Genomic DNA, 25,402 nt, shown 5'->3' on the forward strand with positions numbered 1-25,402 from the left:
CGGCATCCCGACACGGAAGATTGGCATAGCGCTTGCCTTAACCGGTCAGCAGGCGTGACGATCCCGCCGAACCCCGCCGTATCAGTCATTGCGCCGTCGACTGTCCGGCGCCTGCCGCGCGTATGTCGGGAAATTCCTGACACCCTGTCGGGAATTTGACTACTCTGCTCAGGAACCCCCCGATTCTGTTACCGTCGGGCGACAAGCACTATGCGTTCCACGGGCGCCAGAGGGTTGGCGCCGAACCGAGGAAGTCCGCATGAAGCCGACCGTTTCCGCCCAACTGGGCCAGCAACTGCATCTGACGCCGCAACTGCTGCAGTCGATCCGACTGCTGCAGCTCGACGGCATGCAACTGGAACTGGAAATCCGCCGCGCACTGGAGACCAATCCATTGCTCGAGTTGGAAGAGGCCGAGGGCGTGATCGAGCCGGTGGTCAAGCACGAGGATGCGGCGCTGGAAACCGCGGCATTCGACGAACTTCCCGAATCCTCGATGTGGGACATCCCGGCCGCCGGCTGGAACGACGGCGAAGACGACCGCATGCAGCGCATCGCCGCGGGCGAGTCGACCGATCCGCACCTGCGCGTGCTGCAGCGGCTGGCCCTGGAACTGCCTGCAGCGGAACTGGCGGCGGCCGCGTTCTGGCTGGAACACTGCGACGATGCCGGCTACCTGGACGGCGCGCTGGACACCCTGCAGCAACTGGCCAGCGCCCGCCTGGGCCTGTCGGTGGCGCAGGCTGAGACGGTCCGCCAGCGCCTGCTGCACGGCGACCCGGGCGGCCTTGGCGCCTGCGACCTGCGCGAATGCCTGCAGGCGCAGCTGAGCGACCTGCCCGGCCGCGTGCCCGGCCGCCACCTGGCCGCGCGCATCCTCGCCGGCGACCTCGACCTGCTCGCCAGCCACGACTACGCCCTGCTCGGACGCCAGCTCGACGCCGAGACCGACGACGTGCGCGAAGCCGTGCGGCTGATCCTGTCGCTGCAGCCGCGGCCCGGCGACAGCCTGCAGCCGCAGGACCTGGGCCATGTGCTGCCGGACGTGGTTGCCTGGCACGCCGACGGCACCTGGCGTGTCGCGCTGAACCCGGCCACCACCCACCGCGTCACCGTCAACCCGATGCACGAGCGCGCCCTGGCCGAGGCCGGCGACGCCGCGCAACCGCTGCGCGAGATGCTGCAGGAAGCGCGCTGGCTGACCCGCGGCCTGTCGATGCGCTACGAGACCCTGCTGCGCACCACCCGCGCCATCGTCGAGCGCCAGTCGGCGTTCCTGGTCAAGGGCGAGGAAGCGATGGCGCCGCTGACCCTGAAGGAAGTGGCCGAGGCGATCGGCATGCACGAGTCGACCATCTCGCGCATCACCACCGGCAAGTACCTGCAGACCCCGCGCGGCACCTTCGAGCTGAAGCACTTCTTCGCCGTACGCCTGGAAGGCGCCGCGGTATCCGGCCAGGCGGTGCGCGCCATGGTCCGGCGCCTGATCGAATCCGAGCCGGCCGGGCGGCCGCTGGCCGACGAGGCCATCGCCGGGCTGCTGTCGCGACAGGGCGTAAACGTGGCACGGCGCACAGTCGCCAAGTATCGTGAACAATTGGACATCGCTCCCGCACGCGAACGCCGCCGCGGCAGCAAAACGCTGCTGGCCCGTGCGGGCTAAGGAAAAACGACGCTTATGAACAAACTGTCCGTGCTTCTGGTCGACGACCACGAAGGTTTCATCAACGCCGCCATGCGCCACTTCCGCAAGCTCGACTGGATGGAAGTGATCGGCAGCGCCGCCAATGGCCTGGAAGCCATCGAGCGCTCCGAGTCGCTGCGCCCGCAGGTGGTGCTGATGGACCTGGCCATGCCCGAGATGGGCGGCCTGCAGGCCACCCGCCTGATCAAGACCCAGGACCAGGCGCCCTACATCGTGATCGCCAGCCATTTCGACGACGCCGAACACCGCGAGCACGCCATGCGCGCCGGTGCCGACAACTTCGTCAGCAAGCTGTCCTACATCCAGGAGGTGATGCCGATCCTGGAGGGACTTCGCACGGAAGGAGTGCCGGCATGAGCGAATCGCGGATCCTGGTGATCGACGACGACGCGGTGCGCGCCGAGCGGACCGTGAGCCTGCTCGAATTCATGGACCTCAACCCGCGTTGGGTGACCGACGTGGCCGACGTCCAGCCCGGCCGGCATCGGCAGACCGAATGGATGGCGATCCTGGTCGGCGGACTCGACGACCAGGACCAGGCCGATGCCTTCTTCGGCTGGGTGGCGCGCAGTTCGCTGCCGCCGCCGGTGCTGCTGCTCAATGGCGATGCGCAGGCCTTCGCGCAGCGCCATGGCCTGCACGAAGCCAACGTCTGGCAGCTGGAAGCGCCACTGCGCCACGCCCAACTGGAAACCCTGCTGCGCCGCGCCAGCCTCAAGCGGCTGGACGCCGAGCACCAGGCCGGTGCCGCGCAGGACAACGGTCCGACCGGCACCAGCGCGGCGGTGACCCGCCTGCGCCGGCTGATCGATCAGGTCGCCGCCTTCGACACCACCGTGCTGGTGCTGGGCGAGTCCGGCACCGGCAAGGAAGTGGTGGCGCGCGCGATCCACCAGCAATCGCCGCGCCGCGATGGCCCGTTCGTGGCCATCAACTGCGGCGCGATCCCGCCGGACCTGCTGGAAAGCGAACTGTTCGGCCACGAGAAGGGTTCGTTCACCGGCGCGCTGAGCGCGCGCAAGGGCCGTTTCGAGATGGCCGAGGGCGGCACCCTGCTGCTCGACGAAATCGGCGACATGAGCCTGCCGATGCAGGTCAAGCTGCTGCGGGTGCTGCAGGAACGCAGCTTCGAGCGGGTCGGCGGCAACGTCACCATCCGCTGCAACGTGCGGGTGATCGCCGCCACCCACCGCAACCTGGAAGAACGCATCGCCGGCAACCAGTTCCGCGAGGACCTGTTCTACCGGCTCAATGTGTTCCCGATCGAGATGCCGGCGCTGCGCGAACGCAGCGACGACCTGCCGGCGCTGGTGCACACCATCGCCGCGCAGCTGGCGCGGACCGGGCGCGGCGAAGTGCGCTTCTCCGAAGAGGCCCTGCAGGCGCTGCGCAGCTACGAGTGGCCGGGCAACGTGCGCGAGCTGACCAATCTTGTCGAACGCCTGGCGGTGCTGCATCCGGGCGGCCTGGTACGGGTGCAGGACCTGCCGGCGCGCTATCGCGGCGACTTCGCTTCGTCCATCGACGTGTCGGCCCCACCAGCGCCGATTGCAACGGATCCGCGGCGGGTGCCCAACGTGGTGGATCTGCACGCCGGCAGCAAGCCCGGCGGCGCCGACGCCGATGCGGCGGCCCCGGCGGCGGCGACGCTGCCGGAAAGCGGCCTGGACCTGCGCGGGCACATGGCCAACATCGAGCTGGCGCTGATCAACGAGGCACTGGAACGCACCCAGGGCGTGGTCGCGCATGCGGCGCAGTTGCTGGGCCTGCGGCGCACCACCCTGGTCGAGAAGCTGCGCAAGTACGGCATCGACCGCGACCAGACCGAACTGGCGAGCTGAGCCGGCGCCCGGCGCCGGGTGCGACGGCACCCGGCGCGCCCGTTGTGCCGTCGGACGCCGTCTCCATCCTCCTGCCCGTCCTCGCGACCGGCCCCGCGCTGGGGCTGCTGCGCGCTGCGCGCTCGCGGCGATCACGCCACGTCTGGTCTGCATTGCATCCCGGTCGAACGCGCCGACAGTGGACAGGCACCTTTGGCATGTGGCTTGCTTCACGTTTCCACAGCACCGGGCGGGGCGTTCCGCACCGGGGACTTCCACCCGTCGCCAGGCAGGTCCCATGTCCATCCCCGTCACCAGTCCGCTGCTGCCGCCCCTGGAGGCGTTCGTCCCCTACCTGGAGCAGATCTGGCGCAGCCGCATCCTGACCAACGGCGGCGACATGCACCGTGCGCTGGAGAAGGCGCTGGCCGAGTACCTGGGGGTGAACCACCTGGCCCTGCTGACCAACGGCACCCTGGCGCTGCTGACCGCGCTGCAGGCGCTGCGCATCACCGGCGAGGTCATCACCACCCCGTACTCGTTCGTGGCCACTGCGCACTCGCTGCTGTGGCGCGGCATCAAGCCGGTGTTCGTGGACATCGATCCGCAGACCCTGAACCTGGATCCGCTGAAGATCGAGGCGGCGATCACCCCGCACACCACCGCGATCATGCCGGTGCACTGCTACGGCACGCCCTGCGACACCGCCGCGATCGAGCGCATCGCCGACACCTACAACCTCAAGGTCATCTACGACGCCGCACACGCCTTCGGGGTCAAGGACGAAGGCGGCTCGATCCTGCGCCATGGCGACCTCAGCGTCCTGAGCTTCCACGCCACCAAGGTGTTCAACACCTTCGAGGGCGGCGCCATCGTGTGCCCCGACGCCAAGACCTACCAGCGCATCAGCCGCCTGAAGAACTTCGGCTTCGTCGACGAGACCACGGTGGTGGCGACCGGCATCAACGGCAAGATGAGCGAGATCAACGCCGCCTTCGGGCTGCTGCAACTGCAGCACATCGATGCCGCGCTGGCGCAGCGCGGGGCGATCGACGCGCAGTACCGGCAACGCCTGGCGCAGGTGCCGGGGATCCGCTGCCTGGCGCCGCGGGAACCGGCACTGTCCAACTACGCCTCGTTCCCGATCCTGGTCGAGGACGCCTTCCCGCTGGCCCGCGACGACCTGCACCGGTTGCTGCGCAGCCACGACATCCTGGTGCGCCGCTATTTCTACCCGCTGATCAGCGATTTCCCGATGTACCGCGGCCTGCCCTCGTCCGCGCCGGCCGGCCTGCCGGTGGCCCGGCAGATGGCCGACCGCGTGCTGTGCCTGCCGATCTTTCCCGGACTGGCGGCCGAGCAGGTGGACGCCATCGTCGACCTGATCGCCGCGGCGGGCGGCGTCATGCCCGCGTCCGATTCCCGTCGCACCCTCGCCCCTCCCTCCTTCGCCCAACCCGTGGAACCCGCAGCATGAGCCAAGAGACGTTTATCGAGAATTTCCTGTCGGCCACGGATTTCCAGAATCCGGTCGAGGTGACCATGGACACCGTGTTGCGCGAACTGCCCGAGTGGGATTCGCTGGCCGCGCTGGGCGTGATCGTGATGTTCGACATGGAGTACGGCAAGACCATCACCGGCGAGCACCTGGCCGCGGTGGTGACCCTCGGCGATCTGTACAAACTGACCGGGGCGTAACATGCCGACCTCCACGTTGCACAACGTGCGCTTCGCCGGCATGGCGACCTGCGTGCCAAGGCGCATCGTCTCCAACCTCACCGATTGCCGGCCGCAGATCCGCTCCGAGCGCGAGCGGTTGGTGCGCAACATCGGCATCGAGACGCGGCGCATGGCGCAGGAGTGGCAGTGCTTTTCGGACCTGGCGTTCGACGCGGCGCAGGTATTGATCGAACGGCTGCAGTGGAAGCGCGAGGAAATCGATGCGCTGATCGTGGTCACCCAGTCGCCAGACTATCCGATCCCGGCCACCGCGATCATCCTGCAGGACCGGCTCGGCCTCTCCCACGCCACGGTCGCCTTCGACGTCAACCTGGGCTGCTCGGCCTATCCGTTCGGCATCAACCTGCTGGGTTCGATGATCGCCGCCGGCGGGGTCAAGAAGGGCCTTTTGCTGGTCGGCGACCGCAGCGCCAACCTGGAGGACCCGATCTTCTCCGACTCCGGCACCGCCACCGCACTTGAATTCTGCGGCGATGCCGCGCCGATGCATTTCGACCTGAACAGCGACGGCAGCGGCTACAAGGCGATCATCCTGCCGGTGGGCGGCCAGCGCGAGCCGGTCGACATCCAGCACCTGATCCCGTACCGCGCCGACGAGAACGACCACTGGCACCGCGGCGTGGACCTGCAGTTGGACGGCGTGGCGGTGCTGAGCTTCTCCACCCAGCGGGTGCCGCCGGCGGTGCAGAAGCTGCTCGACTACAGCGGCGTGTCCAAGGACGAGATCGACTACTTCGTGTTCCACCAGGCCAACCGGATGATCAACGAGACCATCCGCAAGAAGCTCGGCCTGCCGGCGGAGAAAGTGCCCTCGACCTTGCGCGATTTCGGCAACACCAGCGGCGCCTCGCTGCCGCTGACCATGACCGCGCGCATCAACAAGGAACTGGAATCGGGCCGCAAGCGCGTGCTGCTGTGCGGCTTCGGCATCGGACTGTCGTGGGGGACCTGCCTGATCGATATCGAGGGCGCGGTGTTTCCGGAGTTGATCGAGTCGTGAGTACCGACATCGATCCGAACGACCCGTTCACGCTTCAGGGCAAACGCATCCTGGTCACCGGTGCTTCGTCCGGCATCGGACGGCAGATCGCGCTGAGCTGCGCGGAGATGGGCGCGCAACTGGTCATCAGCGGTCGCAACGAGGCCCGCCTGGTCGAGACCTTCGCCGCACTGCAAGGCGAAGGGCACGCGCAGGTCATCGCGAACCTGGACCAGCAGGAAGACATCGACCGCTTGGTGGCCTCGGTCGGCGGCCTGGATGGCGTCGCGCACGCGGCCGGAATCGCCCGGCTGGCACCGTTTCGGCTGATGAACCGAGCGCACCTGGACGAAACCTTCGCCAGCAATGTTTATGCGCCACTGCTACTGACGCGCGGCCTGCTGGCGAAGAAACGCATCAATGCCAACGGCTCGATCCTATTCATCTCGGCGATAGGCTCGCACGTCGGTCCTGTCGCTACCGCCGCCTACTCTGCCAGCAAGGCGGCGCTGCTTGGCGCAATGCGCACCCTGGCGCTGGAGGTGGCCAAGCAGGGTATCCGCGCCAACTGCATTGCGCCCGGCTATGTGCGCACGCCGATGCTCGACGGGCTCAACCAGAGTGGCGGCAACATCGACGAGCACGCGAAGCTAACGCCGCTTGGACTGGGTGAGCCAGAAGACGTGGCTTATGCGGCGGTGTTCTACCTGTCCGACGCGAGTCGCTGGGTGACCCGCAACTACTTCGTCGTGGACGGCGGTCTGACCGTACCTATGGACGTCTACGCATGAGCAATCCCACCCGCAAAGCCTTTTCCCTAGAGGGCAAGACCATCCTGGTCACCGGCGCGTCATCCGGCCTTGGCCAGGAAATCGCACTGACCTGCGCACTGCGCGGCGCGCGCTTGGTCATCAGCGGTCGCGATCCCGAACGCCTCCAGCAAACGCATTCGCAACTAGCCGGCGATGGGCATGTGCAGGTGCAAGCCGATCTGACTTTTGCGGAGGACCGGGAGCGCTTGGTGCAAGCCAGCCAACGCATCGACGGTGTGGTGCACTGCTTCGGCGGGCAGATGCTGTCGCCGATCCGCCAGTTGAAGGAAGAGCTGATGACGCGCATCTACGAGGTTCATTTCCTTGCCCCGGTGATGCTGACCCAACGTCTGCTGCAGGCCAATGCCATCGCCACGCAGGGCTCCATCGTATTCATGCTGTCCACCTCTGCACATATTGGCACCCGGGGCGTGGGGCCATACTCAGCAATGAAGTCCGGCCTGCTGGGCATCATCCGCTGCTTGGCGCTGGAACAGGCGAGGCACCGCATGCGAGTCAACGGGATTTCGCCATCGGTCGTACCCACCCCGCGCCTTTGGGGCGAGGACAACGAATATAACGAACCACTGAAGCAGCAACGCGCGCGCCATCCATTGGGTTTGGGCACACCGCAAGATGTCGCCAACGCTGCGGTCTATTTACTGTCCGACGCCAGCCGTTGGGTCACCGGCACCAGTCTGGTCATGGACGGCGGAGCGGTACTCTGATGGACCGTGCACTCATCATCGGCGCCAGCGGCTGGGGCCGCGAAGTCCTGGAGCAAATGCGTGGCGATGTCGGGCATGGCAAAGATTGGCTGATCGGCGGGTTCCTGGACAGCCGCGCCGATATCCTAGACAGCTACGGTGTCGACACACCGATCATCGGCGATCCGATGAGCTATGTGCCACAGCCTGACGATGTATTCGTCTGTGCGATGGGCGACCCCTACGACCGCCACCGCTACGCGCTGCCGATCCTCGAGAAAGGCGGGCGCTTCATTCCCATCCTTACCGACGTCCGCCTGAGTCGGCGGGTGCGTTTTGGCCAGGGCTGCTTCTTCGGCCTGCTGGTCCAGTCCGGGCCGGACGTGCGCATCGGTGATTTCGTCACCATCCACGCCCAGAGCATGCTCGGGCACGACGTCAGTATCGGCGACTACGTGCACGTTGGAGCAATGACGTTCATGGGCGGCGGTGTCCAGATTGGCAAATTCGTCACCGTACATCCGCGCGCCACCTTGATGCCCGGCGTCAAGATCGGTGACGGTGCGGTCATCGGGGCCGGCGCGGTGGTCATGAAGGACGTACCAGCCGGCGCCAGCGTGTTCGGCAATCCTGCCCGCATCGTGTTTCAGAAAGATATTTGACAAGGCGGTGACCCATGCGCTCGCGAATGCACCCCAAGTACTACCTGTCACCGGAGATTTTCGCCCGTGAGCAGGAAAAGATCTTTCGTAAGGTTTGGCTTTTCGCCGGTCTGAAGACCCTGCTGACGGAAAATAACAACTTCATCACCCGCAAGATCGCCGGCATCCCGGTCGTCATCCAGAATTTCAACGGCCAGTTGCGCGCGTTCGAGAACGTGTGCCTGCACCGCAGCGCGCCGCTCCAGACCGCGCCGATCGGACGACGTCCACTGGTGTGTCCCTACCACGCTTGGAGCTACGACCAGGACGGCGCGATCAAGAACATCCCCGAATGTCGTGCCCTGTATCGCATAAGCCGGGCCGAACAGCAGAAGCTCCGGCTGCGGGAGTTCGCCCTGCACGCCATCGGTAACGTGCTGTTCGTCAACCTGGACAGTGACCCGATGCCGATCGAGGAACAGTTTCCCGCGCACTTCATCTCCATGTTGGAAAGCAGCTCCAACCTGTACGACGGCGAGGTGATGGTGACCACCTGGCACTGCAAGTTCAACTGGAAGCTTGCGTACGAGAACCTGCGCGACGCCAATCACCCGCGTTTTGTCCATCCCAAGAGCCTCGCCCGGGAAATCGATTTCACCCCCTACGTCGACACTGAACTGGCGGCGGAAAGCCTCCGCCCCTTGGCCGACACCAGCCCAACCGGGCTACGCGCGGAGATGCGCCGCTTCAGCTCGGCCGGCGCTGACGCGCAGATCATCGATCCCAAGCCCCTGCCGTTCCATGACATGGTCGAGCGCTGGGGCGAACAGAACGCCTATTTCAACTGGCTGGCGTTTCCCAACATGCATATCGCCTGCCCCAACGGCGGCTATTCCTTCACCCTGGAACATCACATTCCCGTGGCCCCGGACAGAACCGATCTGGAAATCTATTGGTTCACAACGCGCAAGAAAAGCCCTTACGCCTTTTCCAGCTGGAACTTGCTCTCGCACATGCATGGCAGCCGGCTGGTGACAGGCGAGGACGTGGAAATCATGGAACATGTGCAATCCGCGCTGCACATGGACGCACCGATGCCGACCCAAGGGGTTTACGAGTTCACCAACCGCTTGGTGGAACGCTGGTATGCAACTCTGATGGAGACAGAACATGGCCTCTAGATGCGTCATCGGAGCCGGCATCTGCCTGGAACTGGTCTTCAATGCCTGGAGGGAGGCCGAGCCGCAGGCCGACGTGCGCAGGATCGAGGTTTCGCTATGCCCCGACTTCAGCTTCGACCTGCAGGCACTGGATGGCCTGGATCCGGCTGCGGACAGGCTGTTCATCGCCTACGACGAAAGCTTCGGCAATTTCAAGCGCATGGAGCTGATGCAGCTGGCGATGGCGCGCGGCTTTAGTCTGGAACCTTTCGTCAGCACTTCGGCCGTGGTCGGTGCCGATGCCGTGATCGGCCGCAACTGCTTCATCGGCGACGGCGTGGTGGTCGGCGCGGGCAGCCGTATCGACTACAACACCGTGCTGCATAGCGGGGTCAAGGTCGGCGCTGGCGCGCATCTACGCCCCTCATGTTGGTGCGACGTCGGGGTAAGCATCGGCCACGGCACGGAGATCGGCGCGCACGCCATCCTTCGTATGGGAGCGGTGGTCGGCCCCAGCGTCCGGATCGGCCGCCACTGCGAACTGGGCTGGCCACGCCTGTATGACCGGGATGTACCCAGCCGCACGGTGTACGACACCCGCTATGACGAGCCGATCCATGTCTATGGTCATTAATTCCAAGGAAGCCGCACGATGAAAGACTACGCGCTAAAAAGCGGAGAGAGATATCCCACCCTCGACCAGAACCTGATCGGCAACGATCACTTGTGGCGATATCGCTACGCGGCCTCGCGCTTGCCCAACGATCATCCCCGGCTTTTCGGCGCGGACGTGTTCTGCGGTTCCGGATACGGAGCGGCACTGGTGGCGCGCGAAACCCACGCGTCGATCCTTGCAATCGACGGATCGGAGGAAAGCATCGCCCTGGCAAGCCGCAAAATCCCGGCTCCAAGTATCATTTGGGCCGCCAAGTTGTTTCCCTTCGACCTGCCCGAAGGCTGCTTCGACTTCGTCATGAGCATGGAGTCACTAGAACACGTCAAGGATCATGAAGCTCTTTTCTGGGTGCTGAGCAAGTCGCTGAAACGCGGCGGACAACTGTTCATTTCCTGTCCCAATGAGAGCGTCATGCCCTACGGCGGCTACAAATGGCATTACCGCCATTTTTTGCCGGAAGAAGTTCGTGCGCTTGCACGCGAAAACGGGCTTGAAGAAGTCGCCGCATTCGCCACGCTGTGTTGCGGACTTAAGGACGGAAAGACCGTGATCTCCTATCACCACCAGATCCGTAGCGACCAAGGTCTGAATATCGAGGCCGGCGATACCATGTTCTTTGAATTCAGGAAGCCATGATGCGAATTTATGCAGCCGGCTGGGCCTTGCAGAACCCAGCGCTCAACTTCTTCAAGCGGTTCCTAGCCCTGAATGCGATTCAACTCTCGGGCATCGTGTATCCGCGCAAAATCCCCGATGATCTGGACGGCATTCCCGTGCTGGACTTCGAAGCTGCCAGGAGCGAGCTGCGCGCGGGAGATATCGTGCTGGATTGCCTTCGTCCCGACGTAGAGCACCCGCGCCTGGGCATTGTGATCAGTGAATTCTTCGCAACGCTCGGTATCCAGATCGTGGGAGTACCAGCCTTCATTTCCGGTCTAATCGAACAGGACCGGGACGATCTCCTGCGCTTCCCGGTTGCCGGCGTCACTTCGACCCATTTGCGCGGCCTGCGCGATGAACCGATACCGCAGTTCATTGAAGACGGCTTCGCGGATCTGCGTTCTCATCAGGTTGCCACCAGGCTCGATGCAATCACCAGAAGCAACGATTGGGACCAGATGCTGGTCTTCGATCAGGACCAGACATCGGAAGACGAGTTGCATGCCGTCATGGCCGAGCTGCATGGTTACGGCGTACTCCAACGCGTCCATGTACTGGACACGCCGCTGCCCTTCCTGGAGGCGCTGCTGGCCCTGAAGATCCACGCACCCGAAAGCGAGGTCGTAGTGGAACTGGCCGCTGCTGCGGCACAGGCACTGGGGCCGCAACTGGAATTCTATCGGCGTAGCCTGGGCTGCCTTCAGGTCGCCGAGGCCTCGGATGGAGTCACCTATTTGTCCGGTTCAGCGGACGCGATCGCCAGCGTGCTGCGCCCAGGGCAGATGAGTGCGCGTGCGGTCTTCTTCATGCGGCGTTCGATCCTGGACATGGGTACGATACGGCGCGCGAGCGGTGCCCAGCCGTATCGCATCATGCTGCGCCAGCCGGACACCAGCCCCAGCAATTTGATCGCGGCGCTGCTGAACTGAAGGCCGAGAAATGCGGCACTGCTAAATAACTTCGGCGAAGGCACACTGAAGGCACTCAAGCCCCTTAACGCATGAGGCAAACAGCTTCGCACGCGCGGGAGCTATCTCTGCTGGCGTCTGAAAGCTCGTGCGACTCCATTTACCTGATGCCATGGAAGCGGCTCACCCCGCACGGCTTGCGCGCGCTGCTCTGGCGGCCCAAGAAAGCGAGCCGGTCGGCACATATATTGCGCAGGCGGGTAAAAGGTCGCATCGGTTTTTCCGGCCTTGGTCCAACAGTGCTGTATCTCCTTCCTTCTTCGAGACGGACGACCTCCATGAGTGGCAACACCTTGGTCAGCATCGTCATGCCTGCCTACAAGCTCCGCTATTTCGAGCAGACGCTCGACAGCGTGCTGGCCCAGACCTATCCGGCGCTGGAACTGGTCATCTGCGACGACAACCGGACCGAAGCCATCGCCGAGGTGGTGGAACGCCGCGCGGCATCGCCCTGGCCTAGGGCGAATACATCCTGCTGGAGATCGGCGACGAGCTGATGACGCTGGCCGGCAAGGTGATCAACTGGGTCGGCGACCTGGCGCTGTACGCCAAGCTGTTGCACCGCGGCTACTTGGCGCTGCTGGCGACGCCGCCGACCCTGTTCCGGGTGTCGGAGGAGCAGTACGGCCAGGCCGGCCGCGATCAGCCCGGCATCGGCGACCAGGGCCACGCCAACTTCAACCAGGGCGTGCGCACGATAGGCCGGTACCGCGGCGATGGCGACGTGCGCCAGGTCACGGTGAGGCCGCTGGCCGGCGGCCCAGGCGCGCCGGTGGACGTGTTGCAGGCGATCCAGGACGCCTACGCGCGCGCCTGCGTGCAAGCTGCTTTGCGCGACTGGCAGGCGCGGCGCACGCTGACGCCGGCGCAACGCGACCTGCTCAACATGCCTGTACTATCCAATCGGCGTCGTGCTCAACAAGGCTATATATAGCACCACCGCTTCCCCAGCCGCATGTCAACAAGGAGAACTGCCAAATAAAAAATTAAGATACCAAATCACATTCAAGATAAACCGCCATCGTATACATAAGCACTTAGTGAGGTGGTCTCAATGGAAATTTCCGGAAAAGGAAGTATCGCCCCCATTGGGGCTAAGTTCGCGAACATCGGAGTTTCAGCGAATGTAGTCACGCAAGTCGTATCACCTACTGACAACCAATATGGTCTTGTCGTTCGCACTTGCAGTTTAAGCGGCGCATCATCCGTCATAGGCCTGGCTGTCTATGCAGATATGTCGGCACCCTCGGGATATGGAGATGGAACCAAGAGAGTGATATTTCTAGGTGTCGCACCTCCATCGGACCACTTCCCTTATCAAGTTTATATCCCACCAGGAAATGGGATATGGCTAGTCACAAACGGAAACGGAAGTATAAATATCACTTATGATCTGCTAGACCGCCTGCCTACGGGCTTGTAGCTCATCCTGGCGTGCCGCCCTAAAGAGCGGCACGCTTTTTTCATCGACCGGATGCCGCCTTTGAGAGCGCATCAGCGGGACGCTCTTTACTCTCCTCAATCGACGTACCATTGCATGGCAAAAACATAAGCGGAACGTGAAACAAGTGTACCGCTCCCCATATCGATATTGGCCTGGACGTACTGACCAGAGGTGTTGAGCAAAAAATGCACGGACTGAGGCGGATTACTCACACCGCCGAATTGGCTCCCCATTGAAATATTCATGCCAAGACCCTGATTGCTCACGCAAACAACAGCCTGAGTTGCATCCAATTTAACCGAGGTATTGGTGCAAGGCACCGCCCAGACATGGTCGTTAGGAGCGGTAACGAGCACCTTCACATTTGCGCCGTTATTCAGTGCCGCACGGAGGGTCTGCAGAGAGCCAGACACGACATTGCCATTAGCGTCGGTTGCATAGACGAGTGTCGATGCCTGCGAACTGAATGAAAGCACCCCCAACACCACGACCGCGAAAATTTTCCTGAAAATCATTTTTCACCCCATTCGATATAGTGAAAGAATTCACACGTCCCAGTTGGTCATACATGGCCAGAAGTATCATGCTCGTGGACCAGAAGCCACCACACCTGCTGGCATGGCTATTGCATCCCAGAGATGCCCTTTTTTGGATGACGATGTCTCGATGATTGATCCCGCCTTAGTCAGCATCGTCATGCCTGCCTACAAGCTCCGCTACTTCGAGCAGGCGCTCGACAGCGTGCTGGCCCAGACCTATCCGGCGCTGGAACTGGTCATCTGCGACGACAACCCCACCGAGGCGATCGCCGAGGTGGTGGAACGCCGCGCCGCCGCTGCCCCGTTCCCGATCCGCTACCAGCGCAATCCCGAGCGTTACGGCGAACTCGGCAGCACCGCGCGCGCCATCGCCCTGGCCCAGGGCGAGTACGTCAAGTTCCTGCACGACGACGACGTGCTGGCGCCGGACTGCGTGGCCGCGCTGGTCGCGGCGATGCAGTCGGCGCCGGACGTGCTGCTGGCCTCCTCGCGCCGGCAGCGCATCGACAGCCATGGCACGCCGCTGGAGGACATTCACGCCACCGCCTTCCCGTTCGCCGGCGACGTGCTGCTGGACGGGCCGGAGCTGCTGTCGTTCCTGGCCGACCACACCATCAACTTCCTCGGCGAGCCCAGTTGCGTGCTGTGCCGGCGCAGCGACCTGCTGGAGATCGGCGACGAGCTGATGACGCTGGCCGGCAAGGTCATCAACTGGGTCGGCGACCTGGCGCTGTACGCCAAGCTGCTGCACCGCGGCCATTTGGCGCTGCTGGCGAAGCCGCTGACCCGCTTCCGCGTGTCGGAAGAGCAGTACAGTCAGGCCGGCCGCGACCAGCCCGGTATCGGCGACCAGGGCCACGCCAACTTCCGCCAGGGCGTGCGCGCGATGGGTTGGTACCGCGGCGATGGCGACGTCCGCCAGGTCACGGTGACGCCGCTGGGCGGCGGCCCCGGCACGCGGGTGGACCTGCTGCAGGCGATCCAGGACGCCTACGCGCGGGTCTGCGTGCAAGCCGCGCTGCGCGACTGGCAGGCGCGGCGGACGGTGACGCCGGCGCAACACGCGCTGCTCGACGCGCGCCTGGACGCCCTCGGTGGAGCGCCACAACTGGCCGTGCTGGTCGACGCGCGCGGCGCCGACCGCGCCGCACTGGCGGCGACCTTGGACAGCCTGCTGCTGGAGGGCGCGCCGTTCGTGCAGGTGCAGGCGCTGGTACTCGGCGATGCCCCCATCGCAACCTGGCCGGACCCGCGGGTGCGGATGCTGCCAGCGCTGCCGGCAGAGGCCGATGCCGCGGCGCTGTCCGCCGCGCTGGACGCCTCTCCGGCCAGCGACTGGTGCCTGCGCGTGGTCGCGGGCACCCGTTTCTACGCCGGCGGCCTGCTGCGGCTGTTGCTGGAACTGGCGCAGCAGCCGCAATGCAACGCGTTGTATACGGACGAATGGCTCGCCGTGGACGCGGACACCCTGGCACCGCTGCTGCGTCCCGACCCGGACCTGGACCTGTTGCTGGGCAATCCGCTGGCCATGGCTGGCCACTGGGTGTTCCGCCGCGCCGCGGTGCAGGCGCTGGGCGGCTTCGATCCGGCCTACGACGGCGCCAGCGAGCTGGACCTGATCCTGCGCCTGTTCCTGCGCGACGGGGGCGACGGCATCGTGCACCTGCCCGAGCCGCTGCTGGTCGCCACGCCGGCCAGCGCCGAGGCCGGCGGCCCGGCGCGCCAGCGCGCGATCGCCGCGCACCTGCAGGTCCGCGGCTATCCGCAGGCCACGGTCGAACCGCTGCCGGGCGGCCTGTTCCGCATCGACTACGGCCATGCCGCGCAGCCATCGGTCTCGATCGTGCTGTTGGCGCAGGACAACCTGCCGGCATTGCAGCGCGCGGTGGTCAGCCTGCTCGAGCAGACCGCCTACCCGGCCTACGAACTGCTGCTGGTGGACAACGCCAGCCAGGCGCCGGAGATCACCGCGTGGATGCAGGCGGTGGCCGAACTGGGCAACGGCCGCATCCGCGTGTTCGCGCTGGAACAGCGGGTCTCCCAGGCCGAGGCGCACAACCTCGCCGCCACCCAGGCGCAAGGCGAGTACCTGCTGTTCCTCGACGCAGAAAGCGCCGCGGTGCAGGACGGCTGGCTGCACGCGCTGATGAACCACGCGCAGCGGCCGGAGGTCGGCATCGTCGGCGCCAAGGGCGTGTCCGCCGACGGCCGGATCACCCATGCCGGCCTGCTGCCGGGCCTGCTGGCCGGCGCCGGCCACGCCTTTGCCGGCGAAGCGATGGCGCAGCCCGGCTACATGGGCCGCTTGCAGGTGGCGCACCGCTACAGCGCGGTGTCGGCGCATTGCCTGCTGGTGCGGCGGGCGCTGTTCGAACATTTGTCCGGCTTCGATGCGGCCGGCTTTGCCGCCGGCGGTGCCGACGTGGACATTTGCCTGCGCGCTGCCACGGCCGGCGCCTGGACCGTGTGGACGCCGCAGGCGCTGCTGCTGCAGCCGGCCCCGGCCACCCGCAGCGAGGCGGCCGACGACGCTCTGCTGCAACGCTGGTTGCCGGCGCTGGCGCAGGATCCGGCCTATTCGCCTAGCCTGGGCCTGGACCAGCCCGGCGGCTTCCAGCTGACCGAATCCGAATTCTCCTGGCAGCCGCTGGCGTGGAAGCCGCTGCCGCGGGTGCTCGCCCACCCGGGCGATACCTTTGGCAGCGGCCAGTACCGGGTGATCCAGCCATTCCAGGCGCTGGCCGAGGCGGGGCAGATCGACGGCCTGTACTACGCGCGCCTGCTCGATCCGGTGGAACTGCAGCGCATCGGCGCCGACGCGGTGGTGCTGCAGCGCCGGGTCGGCGATGCGGAACTGGCGCGGATGGAGCGCATGCGCCGGTTCGGCAATGCCTTCATGGTCTACGAACTGGACGACTACCTGCCCAATCTGCCGCTGAAGAGCGCGCATCGCGAGCAGATGCCCAAGGACGTGCTGCGTTCGCTGCGGCGTGCCGCCACGCTGGTGGACCGGGTCACCGTCTCCACGCCGGACCTGGCCGAGGCGCTGGCCGGCCTGCACGGCGACATCCGCGTGGTGCGCAACCGGCTGGAGCCGCGGCTGTGGGGCGCGCTGCCGGCACCGGCGGCGTGTGGCGCGGCCAAGCCGCGGGTCGGCTGGGCCGGCGGGCTCAGCCACACCGGCGACCTGGAACTGATCGCCGACGTGGTGCAGGCGCTGGCCGGCGAGGTGCACTGGGTGTTCATGGGGCTGTGCCCGGAGCGGCTGCGCCGGCACGTGCACGAGGTGCACGCCGGCGTGGACTTCGCCCGCTATCCGCAGGCGCTGGCCGCGCTGGGCCTGGACCTGGCGCTGGCGCCGCTGGAGGACAACCTGTTCAACCGCTGCAAGAGCAACCTGCGCCTGCTCGAGTACGGCGCCTGCGGCTATCCGGTGGTGGCCAGCGACCTGCCGCCCTACCGCGACGGCGGGCTGCCGGTGACACTGGTCAAGAACCGCTTCCGCGACTGGGTCAATGCGATCCGCGCGCACCTGGCCGATGCCGATGCACGGACCGCGGCCGGCACCGCGCTGCGCGCGGCGGTGCAGCGCGACTGGATGTTGCAGGGCGCCAACCTGCAGGCGTGGCGGGCCGCCTGGCTGCCGGACTGAGGCCGCCCTTCCCGCCCGAGCCGAGGTCGCTGCGCTGGCGCCAGCTCGCGACCGTGACGACGCGCACAGCGTCAACCCGCCGACACGTCGCCGGCGCTTGCCCCGCGTCGGCGCAGCGGCCGGCGCCGGGAACCCGTCACCGGCCATCCGACGCCCCCGCCCGCGCCCGTTTGGGCGCCGCGCGGCGCCTGCCGGCCGTTTCGGCACACCGCTTGCATTGCATACGGGCAAGCCGTTCCCCGGCAGGGACTTCACCGTATGAGCGACTCCATCAGCTCCATCCTTTCGCAGATCCGCAGCTACCAGGGCCAGGTCGGCCAGGCGGCGCAGACGCGGGTGGGCGATGTCGGCCGCAGCAATGCGATCGAAGGCCTGGGCGGCAGCCAGGGCGTGCAGGGTCCGAGCTTCACCGAGACCCTGCGCAACGCCATCGGCGGCGTGAACGAGGCCCAGCAGAAGTCCGGCGACCTCGCCAAGGCCTTCGAACTGGGCGACCCCAGCGCCGATCTGGCCAAGGTGATGCTGGCCGCACAACAGTCCCAGGTGGCGTTTCGCGCTACCGTGGAAGTCCGCAACCGACTCGTCCAGGCGTATCAGGACGTGATGAACATGCCGCTGTAAGGGTAGAAGACGATGGCGCTTGCGATCAGCAAAGAGACGTTCAGCAGCGAAAAGGCCGGCGCGTGGTTCGACCGCCTGCAGAGCCTGCAGCTCACCCGCCGCATCGGCCTGATGGCGATGATCGCGGTGGCGGTGGCGGCCGGCCTGTTCGTGTTCTTCTGGTCGCAGAAGCCGGCCTATACCCCGCTCTACACCGGTCTGGACGAGAAGGGCACGGCCGAGGCCACCGACCTGCTGCGCACCGCGCAGATCCCGTTCAAGCTCGACCAGGCCACCGGCGCCATCACCGTGCCGGAGGACAAGCTGTACGACGCGCGGCTGAAGCTGGCCGGCTCCGGCCTGACCGACAACGGCAACATGGGCTTCGAGGTGATGGAAAAGGATCCCGGCTTCGGGGTCAGCCAGTTCGTGGAGAACGCGCGCTACCAGCACGCCCTGGAAACCGAACTGGCGCGCACCATCGCCAGCCTGCGCCCGGTGCGCGAGGCGCGGGTGCACCTGGCCATCCCCAAGCCGAGCGCGTTCACCCGCCAGCGCGAGGCCGCCAGTGCCTCGGTGGTGCTGGAACTGCGCGGCGGCACCACCCTGGAACGCAACCAGGTCGATGCGATCGTCAACATGGTCGCCTCCAGCATCCCGGACCTGGCGCCGGACCGCGTCACCGTGGTCGACCAGAGCGGGCGCATGCTGACCATCGCCGACCCCAACAGCGACGCCGCGCTCAATGCCGCCCAGTTCGACCAGGTGCGGCGCCAGGAAAGCGCCTACAACCAGCGCATCCGCGAACTGCTGGAGCCGATGACCGGCCCGGGCCGGGTCAACCCGGAAGTGAACGTGGACATGGACTTCTCGGTGGTCGAGGAAGCGCGCGAGCTGTACAACGGCGACCCGCCGAAGCTGCGCAGCGAGCAGGTCAGCGACAGCAGCACCAGCACCAGCGGTCCGCAGGGCGCGCCCGGCGCGACCAGCAACTCGCCGGGCAGCGCGCCGGGCCAGCCGGGCGCCACCGGCGCCCCGCCCGCCGCGGGCACCACCGGCACCCAGCAGGCCGCCGCCGCGACCCCGACCGAAAGCGCCAAGAGCGCCACCCGCAACTACGAGCTGGACCGCACCCTGCAGCACACCCGGCAGCCGGCCGGGCGCATCAAGCGCGTCTCGGTGGCGGTGCTGGTGGACCACGTGATGCGGCCCGGCGCCAAGGGCAAGATGACCGAGCAGGCGCTCAGCGCCGCCGAACTGACCCGCATCGAAGGCCTGGTCAAGCAGGCGGTGGGTTTCAATGCCGAACGCGGCGACACCGTCTCGGTGATGAACGCCCCGTTCGTCCGCCAGGCCCCGGAAGCGGCCGACAAGCCCGGCTGGTGGGAAGATCCGCGAGTGATGAACGTCGCGCGCCTGGTGCTGGGTGCGGCGGTGGTGCTGGCGCTGCTGTTCGGCGTGCTGCGCCCGGCGCTGCGCCAGATCGCCGGTCCCGCGCCGGCCGCGGCGGTGGGCCACGACCGCGAGGGCGGCGAGCCGCGCGACGCCAAGCTGTCGATGCTCGACGACGACAACCCGCTGCTGCCGTCGCTGGGCGAGGACACCGCCAGCCTCAGCGGCGGCACTGGCGGCAACCCCGCCATCGCCCTGCCCGACGCCTACGAAGAACGGTTGCGTCAGGCCCGCGAAGCGGTCAAACAGGATTCCAAGCGCGTGGCGCAGGTCGTGAAGGGATGGGTCGCCAGTGAAGCCTGATGCGAATGCAATGAATGGCACCCAGCGCGCCGCCGTGCTGCTGCTGTCGCTCGGCGAGGCCGACGCGGCCGAGGTGCTCAAGCACATGGACCCCAAGGAGGTGCAGAAGATCGGCATCGCCATGGCGACGCTGAGCGGCATCTCGCGCGACCAGGTCGAGAAGGTCATGGAGGAATTCAACGCCGAGCTGGGCAGCAAGACCTCGCTGGGCGTGGGCGCCGACGACTACATCCGCAACGTACTGGTGCAGGCGCTGGGCGCCGACAAGGCCGGCAGCCTGATCGACCGCATCCTGCTGGGCCGCAACACCACCGGCCTGGACACCCTGAAGTGGATGGACCCGCGCTCCATCGCCGACCTGGTGCGCAACGAGCATCCGCAGATCATCGCCATCGTGATGGCGCACCTGGACAGCGACCAGGCCGCCGAGGCGCTGAAGCTGCTGCCCGAGCGCACCCGCGCCGACGTGCTGATGCGCATCGCCACGCTCGACGGCATCCCGCCGCACGCGCTCAACGAGCTCAACGAGATCATGGAGCGGCAGTTCTCCGGCAACCAGAACCTGAAGTCGTCCAACGTGGGCGGGGTCAAGGTCGCCGCCAACATCCTCAACTTCCTGGACGGCGGCTCGGACCAGGGCGTGCTGACGGCGATCAGCAAGATCGACGCCGACCTCGGCAGCCGCATCCAGGACCTGATGTTCGTGTTCGACAACCTGGTGGAGCTGGACGACCGCGGCCTGCAGACCATGCTGCGCGAAGTCAGCGGCGACCGTCTCGGCCTGGCCCTGCGCGGCGCGGACATCAAGGTGCGCGACAAGATCACCAAGAACATGTCCCAGCGCGCCGCCGAGATCCTGCTGGAAGACATGGAAGCGCGCGGCCCGGTGCGCCTGGCCGACGTGGAGGCCGCGCAGAAGGAGATCCTGGCGATCGTGCGACGCCTGGCCGATGAGGGCGTGATCAGCCTCGGCGGCAGCGGTGCGGAGGCCATGGTATGAACGGCAACGTGGTGCGCTGGCTGGCGCCGGAACTCGATGCCCCGCCCCCGATGGCGGCGCAGCCGTACGAGGATGTGCTGCCGGGCGAGCCGGTGCTGCGTCCGCCGAGCCTGGAGGAGATCCAGGCGATCGAGGCCGCGGCCCAGCACGAAGGCTTCGAACGCGGCCACGCCGAGGGCCTGGCCCAGGGCCAGGCCGAGATCCGCCGCCTGACCGCGCAGATCGAAGGCATCCTGGACAACTTCTCCCGCCCGCTGGCGCGGCTGGAGAACGAAGTGGTCGGCGCGCTCGGCGAACTGGCCGTGCGCATCGCCGGCAGCCTGGTCGGCCGCGCCTACCAGGCCGACCCGGTGCTGCTGTCGGAGCTGGTCGCCGAGGCGCTGGATGCGGTCGGCGGCGCGCGCCGCGACGTCGAGGTGCGCCTGCACCCGGACGACATCACCGCGCTGACCCCGCTGCTGACGCTGATGGACCAGGGCATCCGGCTGGTGCCGGACCTGAGCCTGAGCCGCGGCGACCTGCGCGTGCACGCCGAATCGGTGCGCATCGATGGCACCCTCGAGGCGCGCCTGCGCGCGGCGCTGGAGACGGTGATGCGCAAGTCCGGAGCGGGCCTGTGAGCGCCCTGTCCGGCACCCACCCCGGCGACTGGCTGGATGCGCGCAACCTGCGCCTGGCCGGCCGCCTGGGCAAGCTCGACCTGGACGCGGCCGCCGGCCGCGGCCTGATCCGCGAGGGCATCCTGCGCCGCGCGGTCGGCCTGACCCTGGAAGCGGTCGGCTGCGAGGCGCCGATGGGCGCCACCTGCAAGGTCGAGGTCGACGGCGGCTGGGTCGACGCCGAAGTGGTCGGCTTCTCCGGCGACCGCACTTCGCTGATGCCCAGCGCCGAAACCCACGGCCTGCTGCCCAACGCGCGGGTGGTGCCGCTGCACCGCCGCGGCGGTGTCGAAGTCGGCGAAGGCCTGCTCGGCCGGGTCATCGATTCGGACGGCGTGCCGCTGGACGGCAAGGGCCCGATCCGCGCCGAAGGTTCGGTGGGCATGGCCGGCGTGTCGATCAACCCGCTGGCGCGCGAACCGATCACCACGCCGCTGGACGTGGGCGTGCGCGCGATCAACGCGCTGCTGCCGATCGGCCGCGGCCAGCGCGTGGGCCTGTTCGCCGGCTCCGGCGTCGGCAAGTCCACCCTGCTGGGCATGATGACCCGCTACACCGCCGCCGACGTGATCGTGGTCGGGCTGATCGGCGAACGCGGCCGCGAAGTGCGCGATTTCGTCGAGACCACCCTGGGCGAGGAAGGCCTGCGCCGCGCCGTGGTCGTTGCCGCCCCGGCCGACCGCCCGCCGCTGGCGCGCCTGCACGGCGCCTACCGCGCCACCGCCATCGCCGAGTGGTTCCGCGACCAGGGCCTGAACGTGCTGCTGCTGATGGACTCGCTGACCCGCTTCGCCCAGGCCCAGCGCGAGATCGGCCTGTCGGTGGGCGAGCCGCCGACCACCCGCGGCTATCCGCCGTCGGTGTTCGCCAAGCTGCCGGCGCTGGTCGAACGCGCCGGCAACGGCGCCAAGGGCCGCGGCTCGATCACCGCCTTCTACACCGTGCTGACCGAAGGCGACGATCCGCAGGACCCGATCGCCGACGCCGCGCGCGCCATCCTCGACGGCCACATCCTGCTGTCGCGGCGTGTCGCCGACAGCGGCCTGTACCCGGCCATCGACGTCGAGTCCTCGGTCAGCCGCGTGGTCCAGGACATCGCCGACGAGCCGTGGCGCCTGCGCATCCGCTCGCTGAAGCGGCTGGTGTCGGCGTACTCGGCCAACCGCGACCTGATCACCATCGGCGCCTACCAGCGCGGCAACGATCCGGCCGTGGACGAAGCGCTGGAGCGCTGGCCGGAGATCATGGAATTCCTCGGACAGGACGTCGCCAAAGCCGCAGATCTGCCCCACAGCCAGGCCGCCCTCAAGCGCCTGGTCGACCGCGAGAACTAAGCCATGATGCAATCGCAACGTCTCGATCCCCTGCTCCGCCGCGCCCAGCAGCACGAAGACGAGGTCGCGCGCGATCTCGCCGAGCGCCAGCGCGCCCTGGCCACCCACGAGTCGCGGCTGGAAGAGCTGCGCCGCTACGCCGAGGAGTACGCCAACAGCCAGATGGCCGCGACCAGCCTGGCGCAACTGGCCAACCGCCGCGCCTTCCTGGACCGGCTGGAGAGCGCGGTGCAGCAGCAATGCCAGACCGTGGACCGCAACCGCGAGAAGGTGGAGATGGAACGCAGCCGGCTGCTGCTGGCCAGCCGCGACAAGCAGGTGCTGGAACAGCTCGCGGCCAGTTACCGCGCGCAGGAACGCAAGGTCGACGACCGCCGCAGCCAGCGCGAGATGGACGACCTGGGCGCGCGCCGCGCGCGCCTGGCGGCCACCGCCGACGAACACGATGACGGAGACGGACGATGAACAACGCGCTTTCCGCACTGGGCGGCAACGGCCGCGCCAGCCAGATCGGCGGCGGTAACGACACGCAGGGCACCGACCGCACCGGCGGCAAGGACTTCGCCAAGCTGCTCGGGGGCGGCGGCTCGGCGCGCACCACCGCGCCCAAGCCCGCTGCCCGCGAGACGGCCAAGCCGGCGCAGGGTGCCGACAAGGGCCAGGCGGACAAGCGCCCGGCCGCGGCGGACGACGCCGCCGGCGATCCCGCGCGGACCGCGCAGGCGGGCGACAAGGTCGCCCAGGACAACGAGAAGAGCAGCACCGAGACCAAGGCCACGGGCAAGGACAAGGCCAAGGCCGAGGACACGCGCGACGACGCCAAGCCAGACGACAGCGCCTGGCCGCCGGCCGGGCTGGCCGGCATCGGCCTGGGCCTGCTGCCGGCGATCGGCGCGGCGGTCCTGCCGGCCGCCACCGCGACCCCGCTGGGTGCGGCGGCCGGACTGGCGGTCGGCGTCGCCGGCGCCGTGGCCAACGGCGTGGGCGCCCTGCTCGGCGGCGACGCCGCGGCACAGACCGCGGCCGGCGCCACCGATCCCAATGCCGCCACTGCCGGTGGCGCTGCCGCGACGGCCGGCACCGCGCCCGCGTCCGCCGCCGGCGGCTTCGGCGCCATGCTGCTGGCGCAGGCCGGGTCGGCCGACAAGGCCGGTGGCGCCGACACCGCGGCCCCGCTGGCGGCGCTGGCCGCCATCGCCGCCGCAGCGGGTGGCAAGACCGGCGAGAGCGGCGACGCCGCGCCCGCCGCCGACCCCAGCGCCATCGTGCCGACCGCGGCGGCGGCGCCGCTGCACGCCGCGACGCGGCTGACCGATCCGCAGCCGTTCACCGGCTCGCCGACGCCGACCCCGAACCTGCACGGCAACCAGTTCGACGAGGAACTGGGCGCGCGCATCAGTTGGCTCGCCGACCAAAAGATCGGCCATGCCCACATCAAGCTGAATCCGGCCGAGCTGGGCCCGGTCGAGGTGCGCCTGCACATGACCGGCGACCAGGTCAACGCCAGCTTCAGCAGCGCCCAGGCCGACGTGCGCCAGGCCCTGGAGAACAGCCTGCCGCGCCTGCGCGACATGCTCGGCCAGCACGGCTTCCAGCTCGGCCAGGCCGATGTCGGCCAGCAGCAGCCGCAGCAACAGCAGGCCAATCCGCAGGGCACGTCGCAGGGCGGCAGCAGCCTCGGCGGCAGCGAGTTGGGCGACGACCTGTCCGGCAGCGTCGGGATTCCGTCGGTGGTCCTGCGCCAGCGCGGCCTGCTCGACGCCTACGCCTGATCCTGGCGGCGCGGCCGCCGCCCGGGCTGGGGCGATGTTTACCGTGTAGGGGGCTGCGGCTCCGGCGTGTCTCGGGGGAGCGCGTCGGGGCCGCAACGCTTCCCCTGCCGGAACCCCTTGTCCCGCAACGGTTTCGCCCGCGCCAGCCTGGCGCGCGGCGCCACCGTCAAACACCCGGCGCGCCAGGCGCCCGGTTTCGGCACGGCGATTGCATCCTCAAGGGCAGACCCCCTTCAGGAGCCCGCTCTGTGTCAGCCGCCGACAAATCCAAGAAAGACGCCAAGGACGCCCCGGAAGGCGGCAAGTCGAAGAAGAAGCTGCTGATCATCGTCGTTGCGGCGGTGCTGGTGCTGGGCGGCGGCGGTGCCGGTGCGTTCTTCTTCCTGAAGAAGCCCGAGGGCGGCCATGCCAAGGCCGAGGCGAAGACCGCCGAGATTCCCAAGCCGGCGCAGTACTTCCCGATGGAACCGGCGTTCGTGGTCAACCTCAACGGCGGCGCGGAAGACGGCCCGCACTATCTGCAGCTCGAAGTGCAGCTGATGACCCGCGACCCGGAAGAGCTGAAGCTGATCACCGAGAACGCCCCGGCGATCCGCGCCAACCTGCTGATGCTGTTCTCGCAGGTGCAGGCGACCGATATCGCCAACATCGACGGCCGCAAGAAGCTGCAGGCCGAGGCGCTGGCCACCGCGCAGAAGCTGATGACCGCCGAGACCGGCAAGAAGTGCGTGGAAGAACTGCTGTTCACCAGCTTCGTCACCCAGTAAGGCGCCGCCGCG

23 protein-coding genes and 1 pseudogene are annotated in these 25,402 nt (G+C 67.4%); 23 read left to right on the forward strand and 1 reads right to left on the reverse strand.

The window, feature by feature from the left end; translation table 11 throughout:
- The first annotated feature begins 259 nt into the window (after window positions 1-259).
- The 14 genes and pseudogenes from rpoN to PG878_RS11040 all read left to right on the forward strand — a co-directional run.
- Entirely contained in the window at window positions 260-1,663 is a 1,404-nt protein-coding gene (rpoN, locus tag PG878_RS10975; RefSeq protein WP_209029240.1) for an RNA polymerase factor sigma-54, read from the forward strand.
- Between the two features lie 15 nt (window positions 1,664-1,678).
- Entirely contained in the window at window positions 1,679-2,062 is a 384-nt protein-coding gene (locus PG878_RS10980) for a response regulator (protein ID WP_010341669.1), read from the forward strand.
- Window positions 2,059-3,546 carry a sigma-54 dependent transcriptional regulator gene (locus PG878_RS10985; RefSeq protein ID WP_209029239.1) on the forward strand — a complete coding sequence of 496 codons (1,488 nt, stop codon included), beginning with the start codon at window positions 2,059-2,061 and terminating at the stop codon, window positions 3,544-3,546. Before PG878_RS10980 ends, PG878_RS10985 begins: the two co-directional genes overlap by 4 nt.
- Window positions 3,547-3,823: 277 nt before the next feature.
- Entirely contained in the window at window positions 3,824-5,002 is a 1,179-nt protein-coding gene (locus tag PG878_RS10990) for a DegT/DnrJ/EryC1/StrS family aminotransferase (protein WP_209029238.1), read from the forward strand.
- Window positions 4,999-5,223 carry an acyl carrier protein gene (locus PG878_RS10995; protein WP_019801391.1) on the forward strand — a complete coding sequence of 75 codons (225 nt, stop codon included), beginning with the start codon at window positions 4,999-5,001 and terminating at the stop codon, window positions 5,221-5,223. The genes PG878_RS10990 and PG878_RS10995 overlap by 4 nt, the downstream gene beginning before the upstream one ends.
- Before the next feature lies 1 nt (window position 5,224).
- Entirely contained in the window at window positions 5,225-6,265 is a 1,041-nt protein-coding gene (locus PG878_RS11000; protein ID WP_209029237.1) for a ketoacyl-ACP synthase III, read from the forward strand.
- Window positions 6,262-7,035 carry an SDR family NAD(P)-dependent oxidoreductase gene (locus PG878_RS11005; RefSeq protein ID WP_209029236.1) on the forward strand — a complete coding sequence of 258 codons (774 nt, stop codon included), beginning with the start codon at window positions 6,262-6,264 and terminating at the stop codon, window positions 7,033-7,035. The genes PG878_RS11000 and PG878_RS11005 overlap by 4 nt, the downstream gene beginning before the upstream one ends.
- Window positions 7,032-7,784 (forward strand): SDR family NAD(P)-dependent oxidoreductase, encoded by a 753-nt coding sequence (locus tag PG878_RS11010; RefSeq protein ID WP_209029235.1) that lies wholly within the window; start codon window positions 7,032-7,034, stop codon window positions 7,782-7,784. Before PG878_RS11005 ends, PG878_RS11010 begins: the two co-directional genes overlap by 4 nt.
- Window positions 7,784-8,425 carry an acetyltransferase gene (locus PG878_RS11015; RefSeq protein WP_209029234.1) on the forward strand — a complete coding sequence of 214 codons (642 nt, stop codon included), beginning with the start codon at window positions 7,784-7,786 and terminating at the stop codon, window positions 8,423-8,425. Before PG878_RS11010 ends, PG878_RS11015 begins: the two co-directional genes overlap by 1 nt.
- Window positions 8,426-8,439: 14 nt before the next feature.
- Window positions 8,440-9,585 carry an aromatic ring-hydroxylating oxygenase subunit alpha gene (locus PG878_RS11020; RefSeq protein ID WP_209029233.1) on the forward strand — a complete coding sequence of 382 codons (1,146 nt, stop codon included), beginning with the start codon at window positions 8,440-8,442 and terminating at the stop codon, window positions 9,583-9,585.
- Complete coding sequence (locus tag PG878_RS11025; protein WP_209029232.1) at window positions 9,575-10,198, forward strand: UDP-3-O-(3-hydroxymyristoyl)glucosamine N-acyltransferase; 624 nt, start codon at window positions 9,575-9,577, stop codon at window positions 10,196-10,198. The genes PG878_RS11020 and PG878_RS11025 overlap by 11 nt, the downstream gene beginning before the upstream one ends.
- 18 nt (window positions 10,199-10,216) lie before the next feature.
- Window positions 10,217-10,876, forward strand: a complete 660-nt coding sequence (locus PG878_RS11030; RefSeq protein ID WP_209029231.1) for a class I SAM-dependent methyltransferase — start codon at window positions 10,217-10,219, stop codon at window positions 10,874-10,876.
- Complete coding sequence (locus tag PG878_RS11035) at window positions 10,876-11,829, forward strand: hypothetical protein (RefSeq protein ID WP_209029230.1); 954 nt, start codon at window positions 10,876-10,878, stop codon at window positions 11,827-11,829. The genes PG878_RS11030 and PG878_RS11035 overlap by 1 nt, the downstream gene beginning before the upstream one ends.
- Window positions 11,830-12,176: 347 nt before the next feature.
- Window positions 12,177-12,661: pseudogene (locus tag PG878_RS11040) on the forward strand (glycosyltransferase family A protein); the annotation flags it as partial.
- Between the two features lie 725 nt (window positions 12,662-13,386).
- Here PG878_RS11040 and PG878_RS11045 read toward each other — a convergent pair.
- Complete coding sequence (locus PG878_RS11045; protein ID WP_209029229.1) at window positions 13,387-13,827, reverse strand: hypothetical protein; 441 nt, start codon at window positions 13,825-13,827, stop codon at window positions 13,387-13,389.
- Window positions 13,828-14,008: 181 nt separating this feature from the next.
- On the opposite strand from PG878_RS11045, the gene PG878_RS11050 reads away from it, so the two are divergent.
- The 9 genes from PG878_RS11050 (at window position 14,009) to PG878_RS11090 (ending at window position 25,390) form a co-directional block, all read left to right on the forward strand.
- Window positions 14,009-17,503, forward strand: a complete 3,495-nt coding sequence (locus PG878_RS11050; RefSeq protein ID WP_209029228.1) for a glycosyltransferase — start codon at window positions 14,009-14,011, stop codon at window positions 17,501-17,503.
- 258 nt (window positions 17,504-17,761) lie between these two features.
- The gene (gene fliE / locus PG878_RS11055) at window positions 17,762-18,124 is read left to right on the forward strand and encodes a flagellar hook-basal body complex protein FliE (RefSeq protein ID WP_010341655.1); all 363 of its coding nucleotides are present in this window, start codon (window positions 17,762-17,764) and stop codon (window positions 18,122-18,124) included.
- Between the two features lie 12 nt (window positions 18,125-18,136).
- Window positions 18,137-19,858 (forward strand): flagellar basal-body MS-ring/collar protein FliF, encoded by a 1,722-nt coding sequence (fliF, locus tag PG878_RS11060; protein ID WP_209029227.1) that lies wholly within the window; start codon window positions 18,137-18,139, stop codon window positions 19,856-19,858.
- A gap of 10 nt (window positions 19,859-19,868) precedes the next feature.
- Window positions 19,869-20,858, forward strand: a complete 990-nt coding sequence (gene fliG / locus PG878_RS11065; protein ID WP_209029226.1) for a flagellar motor switch protein FliG — start codon at window positions 19,869-19,871, stop codon at window positions 20,856-20,858.
- Window positions 20,855-21,478 (forward strand): FliH/SctL family protein, encoded by a 624-nt coding sequence (locus PG878_RS11070; protein ID WP_209029225.1) that lies wholly within the window; start codon window positions 20,855-20,857, stop codon window positions 21,476-21,478. The genes fliG and PG878_RS11070 overlap by 4 nt, the downstream gene beginning before the upstream one ends.
- Window positions 21,475-22,851: a FliI/YscN family ATPase gene (locus PG878_RS11075; RefSeq protein ID WP_209029224.1), complete on the forward strand. Its 1,377-nt coding sequence runs from the start codon at window positions 21,475-21,477 to the stop codon at window positions 22,849-22,851. Before PG878_RS11070 ends, PG878_RS11075 begins: the two co-directional genes overlap by 4 nt.
- A gap of 3 nt (window positions 22,852-22,854) precedes the next feature.
- Window positions 22,855-23,316 (forward strand): flagellar export protein FliJ, encoded by a 462-nt coding sequence (gene fliJ / locus PG878_RS11080; protein WP_010341649.1) that lies wholly within the window; start codon window positions 22,855-22,857, stop codon window positions 23,314-23,316.
- Window positions 23,313-24,623, forward strand: coding sequence for a flagellar hook-length control protein FliK (locus tag PG878_RS11085; RefSeq protein ID WP_209029223.1), 1,311 nt, complete (start codon window positions 23,313-23,315; stop codon window positions 24,621-24,623). The genes fliJ and PG878_RS11085 overlap by 4 nt, the downstream gene beginning before the upstream one ends.
- Window positions 24,624-24,871: 248 nt before the next feature.
- On the forward strand, window positions 24,872-25,390 hold the full coding sequence (locus PG878_RS11090; RefSeq protein ID WP_019800353.1) for a flagellar basal body-associated FliL family protein: 519 nt from the start codon (window positions 24,872-24,874) through the stop codon (window positions 25,388-25,390).
- The last annotated feature ends 12 nt before the right edge of the window (window positions 25,391-25,402 follow it).

Source organism: Xanthomonas hawaiiensis (assembly GCF_031834635.1).
GTDB classification, from domain to species: domain Bacteria; phylum Pseudomonadota; class Gammaproteobacteria; order Xanthomonadales; family Xanthomonadaceae; genus Xanthomonas_A; species Xanthomonas_A sacchari.

Excerpts from the sequence above, each read along its gene's own strand:
- PG878_RS10990 (WP_209029238.1), top strand. The coding sequence starts at position 3,824 with ATGTCCATCCCCGTCACCAGTCCGCTGCTGCCGCCCCTGGAGGCGTTC.
- PG878_RS11050 (WP_209029228.1), top strand. The coding sequence starts at position 14,009 with ATGCCTGCCTACAAGCTCCGCTACTTCGAGCAGGCGCTCGACAGCGTG.
- PG878_RS11000 (WP_209029237.1), top strand. The coding sequence starts at position 5,225 with ATGCCGACCTCCACGTTGCACAACGTGCGCTTCGCCGGCATGGCGACC.
- PG878_RS11020 (WP_209029233.1), top strand. The coding sequence starts at position 8,440 with ATGCGCTCGCGAATGCACCCCAAGTACTACCTGTCACCGGAGATTTTC.
- rpoN (WP_209029240.1), top strand. The coding sequence starts at position 260 with ATGAAGCCGACCGTTTCCGCCCAACTGGGCCAGCAACTGCATCTGACG.
- PG878_RS10980 (WP_010341669.1), top strand. The coding sequence starts at position 1,679 with ATGAACAAACTGTCCGTGCTTCTGGTCGACGACCACGAAGGTTTCATC.
- PG878_RS11085 (WP_209029223.1), top strand. The coding sequence starts at position 23,313 with ATGAACAACGCGCTTTCCGCACTGGGCGGCAACGGCCGCGCCAGCCAG.
- PG878_RS11015 (WP_209029234.1), top strand. The coding sequence starts at position 7,784 with ATGGACCGTGCACTCATCATCGGCGCCAGCGGCTGGGGCCGCGAAGTC.
- PG878_RS10995 (WP_019801391.1), top strand. The coding sequence starts at position 4,999 with ATGAGCCAAGAGACGTTTATCGAGAATTTCCTGTCGGCCACGGATTTC.
- PG878_RS11070 (WP_209029225.1), top strand. The coding sequence starts at position 20,855 with ATGAACGGCAACGTGGTGCGCTGGCTGGCGCCGGAACTCGATGCCCCG.
- fliF (WP_209029227.1), top strand. The coding sequence starts at position 18,137 with ATGGCGCTTGCGATCAGCAAAGAGACGTTCAGCAGCGAAAAGGCCGGC.
- fliG (WP_209029226.1), top strand. The coding sequence starts at position 19,869 with ATGAATGGCACCCAGCGCGCCGCCGTGCTGCTGCTGTCGCTCGGCGAG.
- PG878_RS11025 (WP_209029232.1), top strand. The coding sequence starts at position 9,575 with ATGGCCTCTAGATGCGTCATCGGAGCCGGCATCTGCCTGGAACTGGTC.
- PG878_RS11010 (WP_209029235.1), top strand. The coding sequence starts at position 7,032 with ATGAGCAATCCCACCCGCAAAGCCTTTTCCCTAGAGGGCAAGACCATC.
- PG878_RS11030 (WP_209029231.1), top strand. The coding sequence starts at position 10,217 with ATGAAAGACTACGCGCTAAAAAGCGGAGAGAGATATCCCACCCTCGAC.
- PG878_RS11045 (WP_209029229.1), bottom strand. The coding sequence starts at position 13,827 with ATGATTTTCAGGAAAATTTTCGCGGTCGTGGTGTTGGGGGTGCTTTCA.
- PG878_RS11035 (WP_209029230.1), top strand. The coding sequence starts at position 10,876 with ATGCGAATTTATGCAGCCGGCTGGGCCTTGCAGAACCCAGCGCTCAAC.
- fliE (WP_010341655.1), top strand. The coding sequence starts at position 17,762 with ATGAGCGACTCCATCAGCTCCATCCTTTCGCAGATCCGCAGCTACCAG.
- fliJ (WP_010341649.1), top strand. The coding sequence starts at position 22,855 with ATGATGCAATCGCAACGTCTCGATCCCCTGCTCCGCCGCGCCCAGCAG.
- PG878_RS10985 (WP_209029239.1), top strand. The coding sequence starts at position 2,059 with ATGAGCGAATCGCGGATCCTGGTGATCGACGACGACGCGGTGCGCGCC.